General features: G+C 70.4%; 18 protein-coding genes. 10 read left to right on the top strand and 8 right to left on the bottom strand.

Annotated elements, in window-relative coordinates:
* Positions 1-96 precede the first annotated feature (96 nt).
* The gene (locus ABT08_RS02960) at positions 97-675 is read right to left on the bottom strand and encodes a ribonuclease H family protein (protein ID WP_288113950.1); all 579 of its coding nucleotides are present in this window, start codon (positions 673-675) and stop codon (positions 97-99) included.
* A 58-nt stretch (positions 676-733) separates the two neighbouring features.
* Between ABT08_RS02960 and ABT08_RS02965 the strand changes: the two genes are divergently transcribed.
* Complete coding sequence (locus ABT08_RS02965) at positions 734-1,177, top strand: GNAT family N-acetyltransferase (RefSeq protein ID WP_137878124.1); 444 nt, start codon at positions 734-736, stop codon at positions 1,175-1,177.
* Positions 1,178-1,208: 31 nt separating this feature from the next.
* Here the strand turns inward: ABT08_RS02965 and deoC are convergent, their stop codons facing one another.
* On the bottom strand, positions 1,209-1,874 hold the full coding sequence (gene deoC / locus ABT08_RS02970) for a deoxyribose-phosphate aldolase (protein ID WP_056209919.1): 666 nt from the start codon (positions 1,872-1,874) through the stop codon (positions 1,209-1,211).
* 30 nt (positions 1,875-1,904) lie between these two features.
* Positions 1,905-2,861: an oxygen-dependent tRNA uridine(34) hydroxylase TrhO gene (trhO, locus tag ABT08_RS02975; protein WP_056209920.1), complete on the bottom strand. Its 957-nt coding sequence runs from the start codon at positions 2,859-2,861 to the stop codon at positions 1,905-1,907.
* Between the two features lie 50 nt (positions 2,862-2,911).
* Here trhO and ABT08_RS02980 point away from each other — a divergent pair, with 50 nt between their 5' ends.
* Positions 2,912-3,862 carry an aldo/keto reductase gene (locus ABT08_RS02980; protein ID WP_288113953.1) on the top strand — a complete coding sequence of 317 codons (951 nt, stop codon included), beginning with the start codon at positions 2,912-2,914 and terminating at the stop codon, positions 3,860-3,862.
* Positions 3,863-3,962: 100 nt separating this feature from the next.
* The gene (locus ABT08_RS02985) at positions 3,963-5,588 is read left to right on the top strand and encodes an acyl-CoA dehydrogenase family protein (protein WP_288113955.1); all 1,626 of its coding nucleotides are present in this window, start codon (positions 3,963-3,965) and stop codon (positions 5,586-5,588) included.
* A gap of 38 nt (positions 5,589-5,626) precedes the next feature.
* On the opposite strand, the gene ABT08_RS02990 is transcribed toward ABT08_RS02985, so the two are convergent.
* The 4 genes from ABT08_RS02990 to ABT08_RS03005 are packed head-to-tail and all read right to left on the bottom strand — an operon-like array spanning position 5,627 to position 8,412.
* Entirely contained in the window at positions 5,627-6,676 is a 1,050-nt protein-coding gene (locus ABT08_RS02990; RefSeq protein WP_056209924.1) for a zinc-dependent alcohol dehydrogenase family protein, read from the bottom strand.
* A gap of 46 nt (positions 6,677-6,722) precedes the next feature.
* Entirely contained in the window at positions 6,723-7,316 is a 594-nt protein-coding gene (locus ABT08_RS02995) for a nucleoside deaminase (RefSeq protein WP_045247264.1), read from the bottom strand.
* Between the two features lie 42 nt (positions 7,317-7,358).
* Complete coding sequence (locus ABT08_RS03000) at positions 7,359-7,751, bottom strand: PPOX class F420-dependent oxidoreductase (protein ID WP_045247263.1); 393 nt, start codon at positions 7,749-7,751, stop codon at positions 7,359-7,361.
* A gap of 16 nt (positions 7,752-7,767) precedes the next feature.
* On the bottom strand, positions 7,768-8,412 hold the full coding sequence (locus ABT08_RS03005; RefSeq protein ID WP_056209925.1) for a SatD family protein: 645 nt from the start codon (positions 8,410-8,412) through the stop codon (positions 7,768-7,770).
* A gap of 73 nt (positions 8,413-8,485) precedes the next feature.
* On the opposite strand from ABT08_RS03005, the gene ABT08_RS03010 reads away from it, so the two are divergent.
* From ABT08_RS03010 to ABT08_RS03020, 3 genes are read left to right on the top strand one after another with little or no spacing between them, the layout of a single operon-like run.
* Positions 8,486-8,971: a hypothetical protein gene (locus tag ABT08_RS03010; protein ID WP_156454840.1), complete on the top strand. Its 486-nt coding sequence runs from the start codon at positions 8,486-8,488 to the stop codon at positions 8,969-8,971.
* The gene (locus tag ABT08_RS03015; protein WP_288113956.1) at positions 8,971-9,993 is read left to right on the top strand and encodes an FUSC family protein; all 1,023 of its coding nucleotides are present in this window, start codon (positions 8,971-8,973) and stop codon (positions 9,991-9,993) included. The genes ABT08_RS03010 and ABT08_RS03015 overlap by 1 nt, the downstream gene beginning before the upstream one ends.
* Before the next feature lie 38 nt (positions 9,994-10,031).
* Positions 10,032-10,934: a 5'-3' exonuclease gene (locus ABT08_RS03020; RefSeq protein ID WP_056520084.1), complete on the top strand. Its 903-nt coding sequence runs from the start codon at positions 10,032-10,034 to the stop codon at positions 10,932-10,934.
* Positions 10,935-10,975: 41 nt separating this feature from the next.
* Here ABT08_RS03020 and trpD read toward each other — a convergent pair whose 3' ends face one another.
* A complete protein-coding gene (trpD, locus tag ABT08_RS03025) occupies positions 10,976-12,037 on the bottom strand; it encodes an anthranilate phosphoribosyltransferase (protein WP_045247259.1) in 1,062 nt (353 codons plus the stop codon).
* Between the two features lie 177 nt (positions 12,038-12,214).
* On the opposite strand from trpD, the gene ctaE reads away from it, so the two are divergent.
* Genes ctaE through qcrB form a run of 4 tightly spaced genes read left to right on the top strand, consistent with a single transcriptional unit; the run spans position 12,215 to position 16,578 of the window.
* Complete coding sequence (gene ctaE / locus ABT08_RS03030) at positions 12,215-12,853, top strand: aa3-type cytochrome oxidase subunit III (RefSeq protein WP_045247258.1); 639 nt, start codon at positions 12,215-12,217, stop codon at positions 12,851-12,853.
* A 16-nt stretch (positions 12,854-12,869) separates the two neighbouring features.
* Positions 12,870-13,682, top strand: coding sequence for a cytochrome bc1 complex diheme cytochrome c subunit (gene qcrC / locus ABT08_RS03035; protein WP_056209929.1), 813 nt, complete (start codon positions 12,870-12,872; stop codon positions 13,680-13,682).
* A 44-nt stretch (positions 13,683-13,726) separates the two neighbouring features.
* The gene (gene qcrA, locus ABT08_RS03040) at positions 13,727-14,785 is read left to right on the top strand and encodes a cytochrome bc1 complex Rieske iron-sulfur subunit (protein ID WP_045247256.1); all 1,059 of its coding nucleotides are present in this window, start codon (positions 13,727-13,729) and stop codon (positions 14,783-14,785) included.
* Positions 14,782-16,578, top strand: a complete 1,797-nt coding sequence (qcrB, locus tag ABT08_RS03045) for a cytochrome bc1 complex cytochrome b subunit (protein WP_056209930.1) — start codon at positions 14,782-14,784, stop codon at positions 16,576-16,578. Before qcrA ends, qcrB begins: the two co-directional genes overlap by 4 nt.
* The last annotated feature ends 28 nt before the right edge of the window (positions 16,579-16,606 follow it).

A 16,606-nucleotide genomic window follows, 5' to 3' on the forward strand; every position in this document is an offset into this window, starting at 1 on the left:
GCTGGGAGAACGCTGGCGGTTTTCGGACATGACCGAAAACCGCCGAAGATGCGGCAGAACGCGCCGTTCCCGCACCGTGATCGCGGGGCGCGCCGATCAGCGGCGCACGCGGTCCGCGGCGGCGCGCGGCGGGTCGACCGAGACATCCAACCGGTCGAGACCCCGATGCGAGGTCCACACCAGCTGCTCCCCGGCCGCGCCGTGCTGCGACGCACGCACCGCACGCTCGTCCGCCCACTCGTCCGCCCAGCTGTTGAGCCGGTGGCCGGCGTGGCCGCGCACATGCTCCAGCACGACGTCCGGGCGGCCGGCCGACCGGCGGGCGTCGCGCGCCGCGATGAGCTGCTCGAGGATGTCGCGATTGGCGACCGGCTTCTTCGCACTCGTGACCCAGCCGCGACGGCGGTGGCCGTCCATCCACGACACATAGGTGTCGATCGCATACTTCGAATCCGCCTGCACGATCAGTTCGTCGACATCCGCGTGCGCGACGATCGCGTTCAACAGCGCGAGCAGCTCGCCGATGTTGTTGGTTCCCTCCGGCAGCGAACCCGCGGCCCACTCGCCGTCCTCGCCGACCCACGCCCACCCCGTGGGGCCGGGGTTCCCTTTGCACGCGCCGTCGGTGGCGACGACGTATCGACGGGCGGATGTCTCGGAGTTCTCGTCAGGCACGCCTTCCAGTCTTGCAGGCCCTCCGTTCCCACACGCCGCGCCCCCTTAGGCTGGCGCCATGGTCACGATCTCCCCGCTGCATCCCGACGACCGCCCCGCGTGGGAGCCGCTCTGGGCCGGCTACCTGGAGTTCTACGAGACCGACCTCGCCGCCGACGTGAGCGACGCCACCTTCACCGCCCTTACGACACCCGGCACCACCGTGCACGGCGCGATGGCGCGAGACGACGACGGCACGCCGATCGGCATCGTGCACTGGCTCACCCACGCCTCGACCTGGGCTCTCGGGGACTACTGCTACCTCGAAGACCTCTACGTCTCACCTGACGCCCGCGGCACGGGCGCCGGCCGCGCACTGATCGCGCACGTGCGCGACTGGGCCGCAGAACACGGCGCCGCGAAGGTCTACTGGCTCACCGCCGAGGGCAACACGACCGCGCGCACCCTCTACGACCGCGTTGCCGCCGACACCGGATTCGTGCACTACGAGATCGAGCTCTGACTCCCCCGCCGGACCCGCGCAGCGCCCGGACTCAGTAGCCGGCCGCCGCGGTCTCGTCGGCGAGGATCGCGCGCGTGCTCGAGAGCCCGAGACGCGTCGCGCCGGCCGCGATCATGGCCTCAGCGTCCTCGCGCGTGCGGATGCCGCCCGACGCCTTGACTTCGAGGCGATCGCCGACCGTCTGCTTCATGAGGCGCACGGCATGCACCGTCGCGCCCCCGGTCGGGTGGAAGCCGGTCGACGTCTTCACGAAGTCGGCCCCGGCCCGCTCTGCCGCCTGGCACACGGCCACGATCGCGTCATCGGACAACGCTGCCGACTCGATGATGACCTTCAGCACCACCGGCCGGGGCGCGGCATCCCGAACCGCACGGATGTCGCCCTCGACGGCGTCGTAGCGGCCTTCGATCGCGGCACCCACGTCGATCACCATGTCGATCTCGTCGACGCCCTGCGACGCGGCGAGCCGAGCCTCGGCCGCCTTGATCGACGAGTGGTGCTTGCCGCTCGGGAATCCGACCACGACCGCGAGCTTGAGACCCTCGGGCACCTCGACCGGGATAACCGACGGCGACAGGCACACGCTGTAGGTGCCGAGCTCGGCCGCCTCCGCGATGGTCGCCGCCACATCAGCGGACGTCGCCTCGGGCTTGAGCAGCGTGTGATCGACGTAGCGGGCGAGGTTCTGAGTGGTCATGGTTCTCCTTGTGGGGGTGGACGAGGAAGCTCAGCGGGCGGCGACGACGGCGTGCGACGCGCACCGCGCGGCATCCGTCTCGCTGCAGGCGGCGCACTGCACGACCCGCACCTTGCAGGCGTCGTCGGCGCAGTTGACCATGCGGGACTCCGGCGCGCCGCAGGTGGCGCATGCGCCGATCACGGCGGGCCGCTCGCCGAACGCGACCGATCCGCGCCCGTCGAAGACGTAGAGCGATCCGTCCCACAGGCCGGTGTTGCCGAAGCTCTCGCCGTAGCGCACGATGCCGCCGTCGAGCTGGTACACCTCGCCGAATCCGCGGGCGACCATCAGGCTCGACAGCACCTCGCAGCGGATGCCGCCGGTGCAGTACGTCACCACGGGTTTGCCTTTGAGGTGGTCGTAGCGACCGGAGTCGAGCTCGGCGACGAAGTCGCGGGTGGTGGTGACATCCGGCACGATCGCCCCACGGAATCGGCCGATCTCTGCCTCGAAGGCATTGCGTCCGTCGAAGAACACGACGTCGTCTCCGCGCCGCGCCACCAGGTCGTGCAGGGCGCCGGGCGTGAGGTGGGTGCCGCCGCCGATCACGCCGTCCGCGTCGACCCGCAGCTCTCCCGGCGCGCCGAACGTGACGATCTCGTCGCGCACCTTCACCGACAGGCGCGGGAAGTCGAGGCTGCGGCCGTCGGCGTCGAGGCCGGTGCCCTCCGACCACTTCAGGTCGATGCCGCGGAAGGGCGCATACTCCTTGAGCTTGCGCGCGTAGCGCTTCATCGCGGCGAGATCGCCGCCGACGGTGCCGTTGATGCCCTGGGTCGAGAGCAGGATGCGCCCGCGCAGCCCGAGCGACTCGCACAGGTCGCGCTGCCACAGACGCACGGCCTCCGGGTCCGCGAGCGGCGCGAACCGGTAGAAGAGGAGGATCTTGGCGTGGGGCACCGAGCCATCGTACGGCGCCGGGGCGGCCGCGACATCCGGCGTCATCGTGGAGACATCCCGGGAATACCGCCCGGCCCGCCCGCCTTGTCGCGAGTATGACGCGCATCGGAACCAGCGACCTCGACATCCTCCCCCTCGCCCTCGGCGGCAACGTGTTCGGCTGGACGGCCGACCGCGACGCCTCATTCGCCGTGCTCGACGCGTTCAGCGCAGGCGGCGGCGACTTCATCGACACCGCCGACTCGTACAGCGCCTGGGTGCCCGGCAACAGCGGCGGCGAGAGCGAGACGATCATCGGCGCGTGGCTCGCCGACCGGAAGCCCGAGGGCGTGACCGTCGCGACGAAGGTCAGCCAGCACCCCGACTTCCGCGGACTCGCCGCGAGTACCGTCCGCGCCGCCGCCGAGGCGTCGCTGGGCCGACTCGGCGTCGAGGCGATCGACCTCTACTACGCGCACTTCGACGACGAGACCGTGCCGCTCGAGGAGACGGTCGCGGCCTTCGGCGCGCTCGTCAGCGACGGTCTCGTGCGCTACGTCGCCGTCTCGAACTACTCGCCCGAGCGCATCCAGCAGTGGATCGACATCGCCACAGAGACCGGCGTCGCCCTGCCCGTCGCGGTGCAGCCGCACTACAACCTCGTGCATCGCAACGACGTCGAGGCGGGCATCATCCCGGTCGCCGAGCGCAACCACCTCGGTCTCGTGCCGTACTACGCGCTCGCGAGCGGATTCCTGACGGGCAAGTACCGGTCGACGGATGCCGCGGGCCAGGCCTCGCCCCGCGCGCAGGGCGCGGCGAAGTATGCGACGACGCAGGGTCTCGCGATCATCGACGCGCTCGAGGGCATCGGCGCCGCCCACGGCGTCTCGATCGCGGCGACGGCACTGGCCTGGCTGCGTGCGCAACCGACGGTCGTCGCGCCGATCGCGAGCGCATCGCAGGTCGCGCAGGTGCCCGACCTGCTCGACGGCGCCCGTGTGGAGCTGACCGCGGCCGAGGTCGCGGAGCTCGACCGCGTCTCCACCTGGACGCCCGCCTCCTGACGACGTCGCGCGGGCACTGACCGACCCGCGCGGCGCGGGCGGCGACCGACCCCGATAGCCTCGACTCGCACGACCGACGCGACGAGGCGAAGGAGACACCGTGGCCACCCACACCGTGACGAATCAGGCGCCGCCGCGCACGGATCTCGACGAGTTCGGCACGAACGTCGCTCTCGTCGAGGCCGTGGTCCGTTTCGATGCGGGCGCGCACGTCGACGACCTGCACACGACCGGATGCCGCGTGGGCGCCGCCTCCTTCCAGGCCGACGCCGAACGGGCGAACGTGCGGGAGCCGCAGCTGGTCACCCACGACCGGTGGGGCAACCGCGTCGACGAGGTCGTCTACGACGAGGCGTACCACCGGGTGATCGCGGCGGCCGTCGCGGACGGCGCGCACACCGCGGCATCCGCTCGTCCGGGTCCCGGCGCGAACGTCGCCCGGCCCACGACGTTCATGCTGTACGCGCAGGTGGAGCCGGGCCACGCCTGCCCGGTGTCGATGACCCACGCGGTCGCGCCGGTGCTCGCCCAGCATCCCGAGGTGGGCGCCGACTGGATGCCGCGGGTGCACTCCCGCGCGTACGAGCCGGAGCTTCGGGCGGGCAAGTCGAGCGCGCTGTTCGGCATGGCGATGACCGAGAAGCAGGGCGGCTCGGATGTGAGGGCCGGCACGACGCGGGCGACGCCCGCAGCCTCCGGCACCGCCCGACTCACCGGCCACAAGTGGTTCTGCAGCGCACCGATGTCGGACGGCTTCCTGGTGCTCGCACAGGCGCCGGGCGGACTGAGCTGCTATCTCGTGCCGCGCGTGCTCCCGGACGGCACCCGCAACCCGTTCGTGATCCAACGCCTGAAGGACAAGCTCGGCAACCGCGCGAACGCGTCGAGCGAGATCGAGTTCGACGGCACCGTCGGGGTGCTCGTGGGCGACGAGGGGCGCGGCGTGCGCACGATCATCGACATGGTCGCGGGCACCCGCCTCGACTGCGTGCTCGGGTCGACCGCCGGCATGCGACAGGCGGTCGCCGAGGCGGCGTGGCACGTGCGGCACCGCGCGGCGTTCGGCCGCACGCTCATCGACCAGCCCGCGATGACCGCGGTCATCGCCGACCTGCAGCTCGAGACCGAGGCCGCGACCATCACGGCACTTCACCTTGCGCGCGCCTACGACGACGACGCGGATGCCGCGGCCATCGCGTTCCGCCGCCTCGCCACCCCTGTCGCCAAGTACTGGATCTGCAAGCGCGGCCCCGCCCACGCCTACGAGGCGCTCGAATGCCTCGGCGGCAACGGCTACACGGAGGCCTTCCCGCTCGCGCGGCGCTACCGGGAGCAGCCGGTGATGGCGGTCTGGGAGGGGTCGGGCAACGTCATCGCCCTCGATGTGCTGCGCGCGCTCGTGCGCGAGCCCGAGACCTGGGAGGCGTTCGACCACGAGGTGGGACGCGCCCGTGGGGCGTCCGCGCTGCTCGATGCCCACCTCGATCGCACCCGCGCGCGCGTGGGGGCGGCCGTCGCCGACCCGGCCTCGGCCGACATCTCGGCGCGCGCCCTGGTCGGCGCGCTCGCGCTCAGCCTTGAGGCCTCGCTCGTCGCCCGGCACTCCCCCGCCGCGGTCGCCGACGCGTTCATCGCCGGCCGTCTCGGCGACGAACCCGCCGCGGGCGCGCTGTTCGGCGCACTGCCGTCAGGCGTCGACGTCGCCGCGGTCGCGGCGCGTGCCTGACCCCGCGGGGTCGGTTCGAGACGATCGGATGCCGCGGCTCACGGCCGCAGCAGCACCTTGACCGCGCGACGCTCGTCCATCGCGGCGTAGGCCTCGGCGGCCTCCGAGAGCGGGAGCTGCAGGGTGAAGACCTTGCCCGGTCGGATCGCTCCGGAGCGCACGTCGGGAAGCAGCTCGTCGATGTAGCCGCGCACGGGGGCGACACCGCCGTTCACGCCGACGTTGCGGTTGAACATGGTGCGCACCGGGAGCTCCGGACCGCCGTTGGGAACGCCGACGTAGCCGACCATGCCCCCGGGTCGCGCGGAGCGCAGCGCCTGGTCCATCGACTCCTTGGTGCCGACGCACTCGAGCACGCGGTCCGCGCCGATCCCACCGGTCAGGGCACGCACGGCCTCGATCCCGGCGTCGCCGCGCTCCTCGACGATGTGAGTGGCACCGAACTCGCGGGCGAGCGCCTGCCGATCAGCGTGACGCGACATCGCGATGATCGTGGTGGCCCCGAGTCGCTTCGCCGCGATGATCGCGCAGAGACCCACGGCACCGTCGCCGACGACCGCGACGCTGTCCCCGGGCTGCACGCCCGCCGACACGGCGGCGTGGTGGCCGGTCCCCATGACGTCGCTGAGGGTGAGGAGTCCGGGGATCTCATCCTCCGTGACGGGTCCGGGCACGACGGCGAGCGTTCCGTCGGCGAGCGGCACGCGCACGTACTCGCCCTGGCCGCCGTCGGCGAAGCCGCCCACCTGGTCGTCACTGCCCCACCAGCCTCCGTGCAGGCACGAGGTGCTGACGCCGTTGCGGCAGTTCACGCAGGTGCCGTCACAGACGTAGAAGGGCGCGATGACGAAGTCGCCGGCGGCGACGCTCGTGACGTCGGGGCCGACGGCCTCGACGACGCCGATGAACTCGTGTCCGATGCGATGCGGCTCGGAGGTCGGCACGACACCGCGGTACGGCCAGAGGTCGGAGCCGCAGACGCAGGCTGCGACGACCCGCACGATGGCATCGCCTCCGGTGGAGAGCGTCGGGTCGGGCACGTTCTCGACGCGGATGTCGCGGGCGTCGTGGATCACGGTGGCGAGCATGTTCCGAGCCTACGCCCGGCGCAGGCGACCGCCGGCTGCCCGACGGCTACTCGGCGAGGCCGCGGGCGTTGTAGACGAGGGTGTCGGCGGCGCCGTAGGCGCGGTAGACGTCGAGGGCCTCGGCGCGCCGCACGCCCTCGCGCACGCGGATGCCGCGCGCCTCGAACTGCGCGTCCCAGTCGGTGACGACAGGACCCTCGTCGAAACCGGTGAGCTCTTCGAGTTCGGGACCGGAGCCGGCGACCACGAGGCTGCGCACGCCGCTCCACATCGTGGCGCCGTAGCACATGACGCACGGGCGCCAGTTGACCACGAGCTCGAGCTCGGCGCCGCCCTCGCCCAGATCCCAGCGGCCGAGGGTGCGCTGTGCCAGCCCCAGCGCCATGACCTCGGCATGCATCCCGCTGATGCCCGAACTCAGCACGACGTTGACACCGACGGATACCAGCCGGCCCGAGTCGGCGTCGACGACGATCGCGGCGAACGGGCCGCCGTTGCCGGCGCGCCAGTTGCGGTCGGCGAGGTCGTTGACGAGGTCCATCCGCTCCTCGGCGGTCGGCAGGACGTCGGGGAGCTCGGGCAGCAGAGTCAGCAGCCACTCGGGCAGCGAGGCATCGAGGGAGGTTGCGGGGAGAGTCACCCGGACATCATGCCGCGCCCAGATGACGAGGATGTGTCGGGGTCACTGCCCGCCGACGGCGTCTATGCGCATGACCAGCACGACCCGGTCGGCCCGATCGGCGGGCGGCTGCTGGTCCGCGTTCCCGTACCGCTTGCCGAGCACCACGAAGAAGTCGCCGCCCGGGTCGGGGCGCACCTCGACGAGCTCTCCGCGCAGCTCGACGTAGGAGTACGGGTGGTCGGGGTCGAACACCATGAGCGCCATCGCGGGGTTCTGCTGCAGGTTGCGGAACTTCTGTCTGCGTGTGGTGTGCGTGAACGCGATCGTGTCTCCGTCGAGCAGGAACCACATCGGGTTCACCTGCACGACGCCGTCGGGTCGCACGGTGCCGAGAGCCCCGTAGTTCGGCGCGTCGAGCAGGCGGCGCTGAGCGGGGGTGAGTGCGACGGTCATGGTGCTCCTCGGCGGGTCAGGCGTCGCGATCCACGCTAGACCCGCTGCGCAGGAGATGGAGTCCGGCGACCAGACTCGCTCCGCCCGATCGGCCGAGCATCTGCGACACCGCGGACTGGCTGACGCCTTCACGGCGAGCGAGGTCGGCCTGGCGCTCGCCGCGCCACGCCCCGAGGGCGAGACGGCGCGCACGGCCGGTCATCGTGGACACGATCTGGTCGCGCGTGAGCAGATAGGCGTTGACGGATGCCGCACCCGGCCCCTCGTACCACGATCGGCCGCCCGCCACACCCGACGCCGGGAGAGCGTGCGCACGTTCGATGGCACGGCGAGCCGCCCACCATGCACTTCCCTCGGAGATGCCGAGCTCCGGCTCGCTCGCGCGGCGCGAGGGTACCCGGCCGGCGTCTCCGGCACCGAGACCGAATCGGCAGTCGACCTCGTCGGGCAGCGCGAGGCGCAGGATGAGGGTCGCGGCGAGGGCGTCGTCGAGGCCGGCGTAGACGCCCTGCAGCTCGTCGCCGACGGTGGGCCGCACCGCGGTGAGCGGCGGGACGTCCTGATCGACGAACTCGAGGGCGTCATCGATGGCGCGCTGGGCTGCCGGACGGTCGTGGAGCGATCGTGAGCCGACGATATCGATGGTCACCGCGTAGGACATGCCATAAGTCTATAACTTATATGGCGAAAATATAAGTCACACACTTATGCACAACCGTGCCTATGCTGGACTCGTGTCGGACGTCCGCCCTCCTCTCGTCATCATCGGCCCCCGCGGACGGCTCGTGATCCTCGCGATCGCCTGCGCGATCGCGGCGGCGATGGGCATCGTGATCGTGCTGCTGAACCAGCAGAACCTGACAGCCCTCGTCGTCGGCGTCGCTGCGGTCGGTGTCTTCGGCGTCGGCGGCGGCTACTCGCTCATCGGCCAATGGCGGCGCAGTCGCCTGCTTCGCGTCGACGACGCGGGCATCCGTCTGGGCGACGGCGCGAGCCTCGCCTGGCGGGACATCGACCGTGTCGGTGTCGCCGGGCCCGCGCTCGGCATCCGCCTGCGCAGCGCCGATGCCTACCTCTCCCAACGACCTCGGGGGGTGACCGTCGAGTCGCTGCAGGCCACTCGGCGCACCTGGAACGGATTCGACATCGTCCTCCCCGAGCGCGATCTCGGCATGACGGCGACGGCCGCCTCCGCCGCCGTGCGCGCACGCAAACCGTGATGCGTCCCGTGCCCACCGCCTTCGACGTGCGTTCAGCCACCCGCCCGTCCCTCCTGCAGGTCGGCAAGTCGGCCGTCGCCGTCGCCGTCGCATGGCTGCTCGCGGGCTGGCTCGTCCACGGCCCCGCTCCCGTGTTCGCGGCGATCGCGGCGCTTCTCGTGGTGCAACCGAGCCTCACTCAGTCGGTCGCCCGCGCGATCGAGCGCTCGGTCGGCGTGATCGCGGGCGTCGTGCTCGCCTCGGTGCTCGGCATCGCGTTCGGCCGTGCGACCGCGGTCGTCCTTGTCGCCGCCGCCGTCGGCCTCCTCCTCGCCTGGTCGCTGCGGATGACCGTCGGCACGGCGAACCAGATCGCGATCAGCGCGATTCTCGTCCTCTCCCTCGGCGCGACCACACCCGAGTACGCGGTCGACCGCATCATCGAGACGGTGATCGGCGCAATCGTCGGCATCATCGCGAACCTCGCCATCGTGCCCCCGGTGGCGCTCGCGCCGGCACGGGAGCAGGTGCGACGTCTGCGCGAAGAGCTCGCCCTCTCATTCGAGCGGCTCGCCGACGCCCTCGATCACCCACCCACGGCAGCGGGTCGCGAAGAACTCATGATCGGCGCCCGACTGCTGCGCCCGGTGCAGAGCCGGGCCAGTGACGCGCTCGCCGCGGCATCCGAATCGCTCACCTTCAATCCGCGCGGACGCAGCCTGCGCACCCAGGTCGCCGCCCTCCGCGATGACCTCGACGTGTTCACCCCGATCGTGACGCAGCTGATCGGGATGACCCGCGCCGTCTACGACCACGCGAGCGACGACGCCACACCCGACCCCGCTCTGCCCGCGATCGCGCTGCAGCTGCGCCGGGTCGCGCACGACGTGCGCCTGACGGGCGAGCAGGCGGATGCCGCGCCCGAGGAGCCCGCGCTGACCGCGCCGCTGGAACTGGTGCAGCCGGGCCCGCAGTGGATTCTGGTCGGCGCCATGCTGGAGGATCTGAAGCGCGTGCATCTCTCCCTGACCGAGCGCGCCTGACGAAGGGACGCGACGTGGCCGCGGCATCCGATCGACTCATGCTCCTGGACACCGCCAGCCTCTACTTCCGCGCGTTCTACGGGGTGCCGGAGTCCGTGACCGCCGCCGACGGCACGCCGGTGAACGCCGTGCGGGGCCTCCTCGACTCGATTGCGCGCCTCGCGACGCTCTACTCTCCGACGCACCTCGTCGCCTGCTGGGACGACGACTGGCGTCCGCAGTGGCGCGTCGAGCTGATTCCGAGCTACAAGACGCACCGCGTCGTGGAGGTGGTGGCCGGCGGCACCGACGTGGAGGAGGTGCCCGATCCGCTCGAGCGCCAGGTGCCGATCATCCGCGAGGCGCTCACGCGCCTCGGCATCCCGATCGTCGGTGCGGCCGAGCACGAGGCCGACGACGTGATCGGCACCCTCGCGACCGGCGCGGGCCTGCCGGTCGACGTCGTCACGGGCGACCGCGACCTCTTCCAGCTCATCGACGACGACGCGGACGTGACGGTCGTCTACACCGCACGCGGCATGTCGAACCTCGAACAGCTGCGCGACGCGGACATCGTGGCGCGCTACGGCGTACACGCCGACCAGTACGCGGATTTCGCGACGCTGCGCGGCGATTCCTCGGACGGGCTGCCCGGCGTCGCCGGCATCGGGGAGAAATCGGCGGCGACGCTGCTCGCGGCCCACGGCGACCTCGCCGGAATCACCGCGGCCGCCGCCGAGACACGCGGCATGACCCCCGGCGTCGCGAAGAAGGTGCTCGCGGGCGCCGACTACCTCGCCGTCGCCCCTACCGTGGTGCGGGTCGTCCGCGACCTTCCCCTCCCCCGGCCGCAGCGACTCCACGTTCCCGACCCCGACGAGAGCGCCGCGTTCGTGGAGACCTGGCGCATCGGTACGTCGTTCCGTCGCGCCGCGGACGCCCTGGCGGCGACCGCGGGCTGAGCGGAGCCGACCGGCACAGAACCGGGCTGAGCGGCGCGCCGTCAGGCCGAGCGACGCTGCGTCGCGTCGACCCACCGCTCGAGCGTCGCGGTCGCGCGCCCGTCGTCGATGGCGGCTCCGGCGAGCTCCACGGCCTCGGCGAGCCGGTCGAGGATCGGCCGGTGGGCCTCGGTGGGCTGCTGGAACAGACGGTAGGCGACGATGCCGGCGGCCGTGTTCAGCAGCACGATGTCCCGCACCGGACCGGTCTCACCGGAGAGAGTGCGGCGGACGACGTCCGCGTTGTGCACGGGGTCGCCGCCCAGAAGGTCCTCGATGCGAGCGCGCGGGATGCCGATGTCGCGCGGGTCGAGGTCGTGCTCGTGCACATCGCCGAGCGAGACCTCCCAGATGCGGCTGTGGCCGGTCGTGGTGAGTTCGTCGAGCCCGTCGTCGCCGCGGAACACGAGCGCGGTGGCGCCGCGGGTGCGGAAGACGCCCGTGATCAGCGGCACGCGGTCGAGAGTCGCGACGCCGACGGCGTTCGCCTCGGCCCGCGCCGGGTTGCAGAGCGGTCCGAGGAAGTTGAAGACGGTCGGGATGCCGAGTTCCGCCCGCGTCGGACCGGCGTGACGGAACCCGGGGTGGAAGGCGGCCGCGAAGGCGAACGTGATGCCCGCCTCGCCGAGCACCTCGGCGACCTCGTCGGGCGCGAGGGTGAGATCGACGCCGAGGGCCGAGAGCACGTCGGACGAGCCCGACTTGGAACTGGCGGCCTTGTTGCCGTGCTTGACCACCGGCACTCCGGATGCCGCGGCCACGACGGCCGACATCGACGAGATGTTGACCGTGCCCCAACGGTCTCCGCCGGTGCCGACGATGTCGAGCACGGCGGCGGGTACGGGCAGCGGAAGGGCGGCGTCGAGGATCGCGTCGCGGAAGCCCACGACCTCGTCGACGGTCTCACCCTTCGCGCGCAGGGCGACGAGGAATCCGGCGAGCTGGGAGGGGGTCGCGCGTCCCGCCATGATCTCCTGCATGGCCCACGTCGACTCCGACACGCTGAGGTTCTCGCCGGCGAGGAGGGCGGTCAGGATCGAAGGCCACGAGGGAGAGGTCGACACGGCTTCGATCCTACTGAAGGCGGCCGGTCAGGCCCCGCCGCGGCAGGGCGGGCGGCGTGCACGCCGCACCTCGGTTTTCCGAAGGCGCTTCGCCGCTGCTACTTAGGTTTCCCTCAGTCGCGCCACGGGCTCCGCCAACCTCGCGGGTGCAATACTCGGCCCGCAACATCGGTCATAATGGGGAGCGTGACGACCCCAGCGACGTACTCCCAGGCTCTGCGCACAGTGAAGCGCCCCGACCCTGTCGCCGTCGGAACCATCGTCTGGCTCGGTAGCGAGGTCATGTTCTTCGCCGGCCTGTTCGCGATCTACTTCACGCTGCGCAGCACGTCGCCGGAGCTGTGGGCCGAGAACAGCGCTCACCTGAACATCCCCTTCGCGACGGTGAACACGGTCATCCTCGTGCTCTCGTCGGTGACCTGCCAGATGGGTGTGTTCGCCGCCGAGCGCCTGCAGCCGTATTCGACGAAGAAGCGCGGCATCCTTGGATGGGGCATGACCGAGTGGTTCTTCCTCTCGTTCGCGCTCGGTGCGGTCTTCGTCTCCGGTCAGGTGTGGGAGTATGCCCAGCTCGTCACCGAGGGCATGCCCATCACGGCCAACGCCTACGCCTCCGCGTTCTACCTGACCACCGGCTTCCACGCCATGCACGTCACGGGCGGCCTCATCGCCTTCCTGCTGACGATCGGTCGCGCCTACGCGGTCAAGAACTTCGGCCGGAAGGAGATGACGACGGCGATCGTCGTCTCGTACTACTGGCACTTCGTCGATGTCGTGTGGCTCGTGCTGTTCGGCGTCATCTACTTCCTGAAGTAACTGGAGCGGCACCTTCATGGCACGTACCCCCAAGCCCCGCAAAGCAGGCCGTCGCAGCCCCCTGGCCGCTGCCGCGCTGATCGGAATCGGACTCCTGCTGACCGGCGGCATCTACGCCGGCGCCTCGGCAGCCGTCGCCGCGACCACCGACCAGACCAGCACGAGCGCCAAGGCGTCGACCCTCACCGTCGACGACGGCAAGAAGCTCTTCCAGGCGAACTGCGCCACCTGCCACGGTCTCGACCTCCAGGGCACCGCGAACGGACCGTCGCTGCTCGGCGTCGGCGAGCTCGCCGTGCACTTCCAGGTCTCGACCGGCCGCATGCCCATGCAGGCCAACTCGCCGCAGGCTCCGCAGAAGCCGGTGCAGTTCACCGACGACGAGATCGCAGCCCTCGCGGCCTATGTGCAGTCGGTCTCCCCCGGCCCCACCTACCCCGAGTCGCAGATCCTCGACGGTCAGGGCGATGTCGCGCACGGCGCGGAACTGTTCCGCATCAACTGCGCCATGTGCCACAACGTGGCCGGTGCCGGCGGCGCGCTCACCGAGGGCAAGTACGCCCCGAGCCTGCACTCCACGACGGCGCTCAACATGTACGCGGCGATGGTCACGGGACCGCAGAACATGCCGGTCTTCAACAACATGAACCTGAGCCCCGAGGACAAGCGCGACATCATCTCCGCCCTGCTCTACCTGCAGCAGAACGACTCGCCGGGCGGCTACGACCTGGGCGGGCTCGGCCCTGTCTCTGAGGGTCTGTTCATCTGGATCTTCGGAATCGGCGCCCTGATTGCCATCACGGTGTGGATCACCGCGAAGTCCAACTGACCCGCACCAACACAGCACAGCAGACGTAACGTACGAGGAGCACCATGGCACACGAGGTCGATCCGCTCGAGCACGAGAGGGCTTCCTGGAAGCCGTCGAGCGGTCTCGCCGTGGCCGAGACGGACCCGGTGACCAACCCGGGCCTCCCGCCGCACCGTGAGCGGATGACCGACAAGGACCCGGCCGCGCTGAAGCGGGCCGTCCGCACGGTCTACATCCTGTTCTATCTGTCGCTCGCCGGCTCCATCTGGGCCATCGCGGCGTACATGCTCTTCCCGATCGAAGACCACTCGCTCATCGCGGTGCGCGACAACAACCTCTTCGTCGGCCTGGGCATCGCCCTCGCCCTGCTCGCGATCGGCATCGGCGCGATCCACTGGTCCAAGGCGATCATGTCGGACAAGGAGCACATCGAGCCCCGTCACGCCACGCGCGGTCGCGACACGACGCGCGAGGGCGCGGTCGCCGCATTCGCTGCCGCGAACGAGGAGTCCGGCTTCGGCCGGCGCGCGATGATCCGCAACTCGCTGTTCGCCGCCGTCATCGCCTCGATCCTGCCGGGCATCACCCTCTTCCGCGGGCTCGCACCTCAGGACGTCGACCCGGTGGAGGCCCTCAGCCACACCATGTGGAAGCAGGGCATGCGTCTGGCGCACGACCCGAGCGGCGTTCCGATCAAGGCGTCGGACGTCACCATCGGCTCCGCCTTCCACGTCATTCCCGAGCCCCTCGCACAGCTGTCGCACGCCGACGGCTACCTCGACGAGAAGGCCAAGGCGATCGTGCTCCTCATGCGCCTTCCGCTCGACCAGCTGCACGAGGCCGATGACCGCAAGTCCTGGTCGTACGACGGCATCGTCGCGTACTCCAAGGTCTGCACGCACGTCGGCTGCCCCGTCGCGCTGTACGAGCAGCTCACGCATCACCTGCTCTGCCCCTGCCACCAGTCGCAGTTCGACGTGTCGAACGGCGCCGCGGTGATCTTCGGCCCGGCGGCGCGTCCGCTGCCGCAGCTGCCGATCGCCGTCGACAGCGAGGGCTACATCGTCGCGCAGAGCGACTTCCACGAACCCGTCGGCCCGAGCTTCTGGGAGCGTCATTGAGCACCGCATCCGCAACCACTGAGTTCCAGGCGGAGTCCAAGGAGAAGCCTCTGGGCGGCCGCTTCGTCGGCGCCGCGGCGAACTACATCGACGAGCGCACGAGCCTGTCGGGCCTCGTCAAGGAGCTCGGTCGCAAGATCTTCCCCGACCACTGGTCGTTCATGCTCGGCGAGATCGCGCTGTGGAGCTTCGTGGTGGTGCTGCTGTCCGGCACCTTCCTGACGTTCTTCTTCCAGGCGTCGATGGCCGAAGTGCACTACAACGGCAGCTACATCCCGCTGAAGGGCATCTCGATGTCCGCGGCGCTGGATTCGACGTTGCACATCTCGTTCGACGTGCGCGGCGGTCTGCTGGTCCGACAGATCCACCACTGGGCAGCACTCGTGTTCATCGCCGGTATCGGCGTGCACATGCTGCGCGTGTTCTTCACCGGGGCGTTCCGCAAGCCCCGCGAGCTGAACTGGGTGATCGGATTCATCCTGTTCGTCCTGGCGATGGGCGAGGGATTCACCGGCTACTCGCTCCCCGACGACCTGCTCTCGGGCAACGGTCTGCGCATCATCGACGGCATGGTGAAGGGCATCCCCCTCATCGGCACGTGGATCTCGTTCCTGCTGTTCGGCGGCGAGTTCCCGGGCGAGGCCATCGTCGGACGCCTCTACACGCTGCACATCCTGCTGCTGCCGGCGATCCTGGTGGGTCTGCTGGCGCTGCACCTCGTGCTCATGATCATCAACAAGCACACCCAGTTCGCCGGCCCCGCACGCACGAACTCCAACGTGGTGGGCTTCCCGATGCTTCCGGTGTACGCGTCGAAGATGGGCGGGTTCTTCTTCATCACGTTCGGCGTGATCGTGCTGATCGCCTCCCTGTTCACGATCAACCCGATCTGGAACTACGGACCGTACGACCCCTCCCCCGTGTCGGCCGGCACGCAGCCCGACTGGTACATCGGCTTCGCCGACGGCGCCCTGCGTCTCGTGCCGCCGCACCTCGAGTTCGTCTGGCTCGACCGCACCTGGTCGTTCAACATCATCCTGCCGCTGTTGGTGCTGGTGGTCTTCATCGTGCTCGTCGCCATCTACCCCTTCATCGAGGCGTGGATCACCGGCGACAAGCGCGAGCACCACATCGCTCAGCGTCCCCGCAACGCGGCGACCCGCACGGCGATCGGCGCGGCGGGTGTGACGTTCTACGCGGTGCTGTGGGCAGCGGCATCCTCCGACATCATCGCAACGCACTTCTCCCTCACGATGGAGGGGGTCATCCACACCCTCCAGGCGCTGCTGATCCTCGGCCCGATCCTCGTGTACTTCGTCACGAAGCGCACCTGCATCGCGCTGCAGAAGAAGGACCGCGAGATCGCTCTCCACGGCTACGAGTCCGGACGAATCGTCCGCCTCCCGGGTGGTGAGTTCATCGAGGTGCACCAGCCGCTCGACGAGTACGAGCGCTGGAAGCTCGTGGGCTACGAGACGGCCGCGCCGCTGGTGGTGCGTCCCAACGCTCAGGGCCAGATCCCGTGGCACGAGAAGTTCCGTGCGTCGCTGTCGCGCTGGTTCTTCGAGGACCGGCTCGCGCCCGTCACCCAGACCGAGCTCGAGGAGGCGGTGGCGCATCAGCACCACGAGCTCGAGCACCTCGCGCACGAGGAGGACGCCGAGATCCAGGCCTCGCACGAGCGTGCCGGTCACCCGGAGGCGCCGCTGCGCCCCGCTGACGAGCAGCACGGCGAGATCCCCGCTCGACCGACCTCGGTCCTCGCGGAAGACGACGAGAACCCCAAGAAGTAGCCTTCGGGCACGGCGAGGGCCCCGGGAC

This window comes from Microbacterium sp. SCN 71-21 (assembly GCF_001725695.1).
Taxonomy (GTDB): domain Bacteria; phylum Actinomycetota; class Actinomycetes; order Actinomycetales; family Microbacteriaceae; genus Microbacterium; species Microbacterium ginsengisoli.

What these genes read in the sequence shown, in the direction of transcription:
- ABT08_RS02990 (WP_056209924.1), bottom strand. Translation starts at nt 6,676, where the DNA reads ATGCTCGCCACCGTGATCCACGACGCCCGCGACATCCGCGTCGAGAAC.
- deoC (WP_056209919.1), bottom strand. Translation starts at nt 1,874, where the DNA reads ATGACCACTCAGAACCTCGCCCGCTACGTCGATCACACGCTGCTCAAG.
- ABT08_RS03020 (WP_056520084.1), top strand. Translation starts at nt 10,032, where the DNA reads ATGCTCCTGGACACCGCCAGCCTCTACTTCCGCGCGTTCTACGGGGTG.
- ctaE (WP_045247258.1), top strand. Translation starts at nt 12,215, where the DNA reads ATGGGGAGCGTGACGACCCCAGCGACGTACTCCCAGGCTCTGCGCACA.
- qcrA (WP_045247256.1), top strand. Translation starts at nt 13,727, where the DNA reads ATGGCACACGAGGTCGATCCGCTCGAGCACGAGAGGGCTTCCTGGAAG.
- ABT08_RS03000 (WP_045247263.1), bottom strand. Translation starts at nt 7,751, where the DNA reads ATGACCGTCGCACTCACCCCCGCTCAGCGCCGCCTGCTCGACGCGCCG.
- ABT08_RS03005 (WP_056209925.1), bottom strand. Translation starts at nt 8,412, where the DNA reads ATGTCCTACGCGGTGACCATCGATATCGTCGGCTCACGATCGCTCCAC.
- trhO (WP_056209920.1), bottom strand. Translation starts at nt 2,861, where the DNA reads ATGACGCCGGATGTCGCGGCCGCCCCGGCGCCGTACGATGGCTCGGTG.
- ABT08_RS03015 (WP_288113956.1), top strand. Translation starts at nt 8,971, where the DNA reads ATGCGTCCCGTGCCCACCGCCTTCGACGTGCGTTCAGCCACCCGCCCG.
- qcrC (WP_056209929.1), top strand. Translation starts at nt 12,870, where the DNA reads ATGGCACGTACCCCCAAGCCCCGCAAAGCAGGCCGTCGCAGCCCCCTG.
- ABT08_RS02980 (WP_288113953.1), top strand. Translation starts at nt 2,912, where the DNA reads ATGACGCGCATCGGAACCAGCGACCTCGACATCCTCCCCCTCGCCCTC.
- ABT08_RS02965 (WP_137878124.1), top strand. Translation starts at nt 734, where the DNA reads ATGGTCACGATCTCCCCGCTGCATCCCGACGACCGCCCCGCGTGGGAG.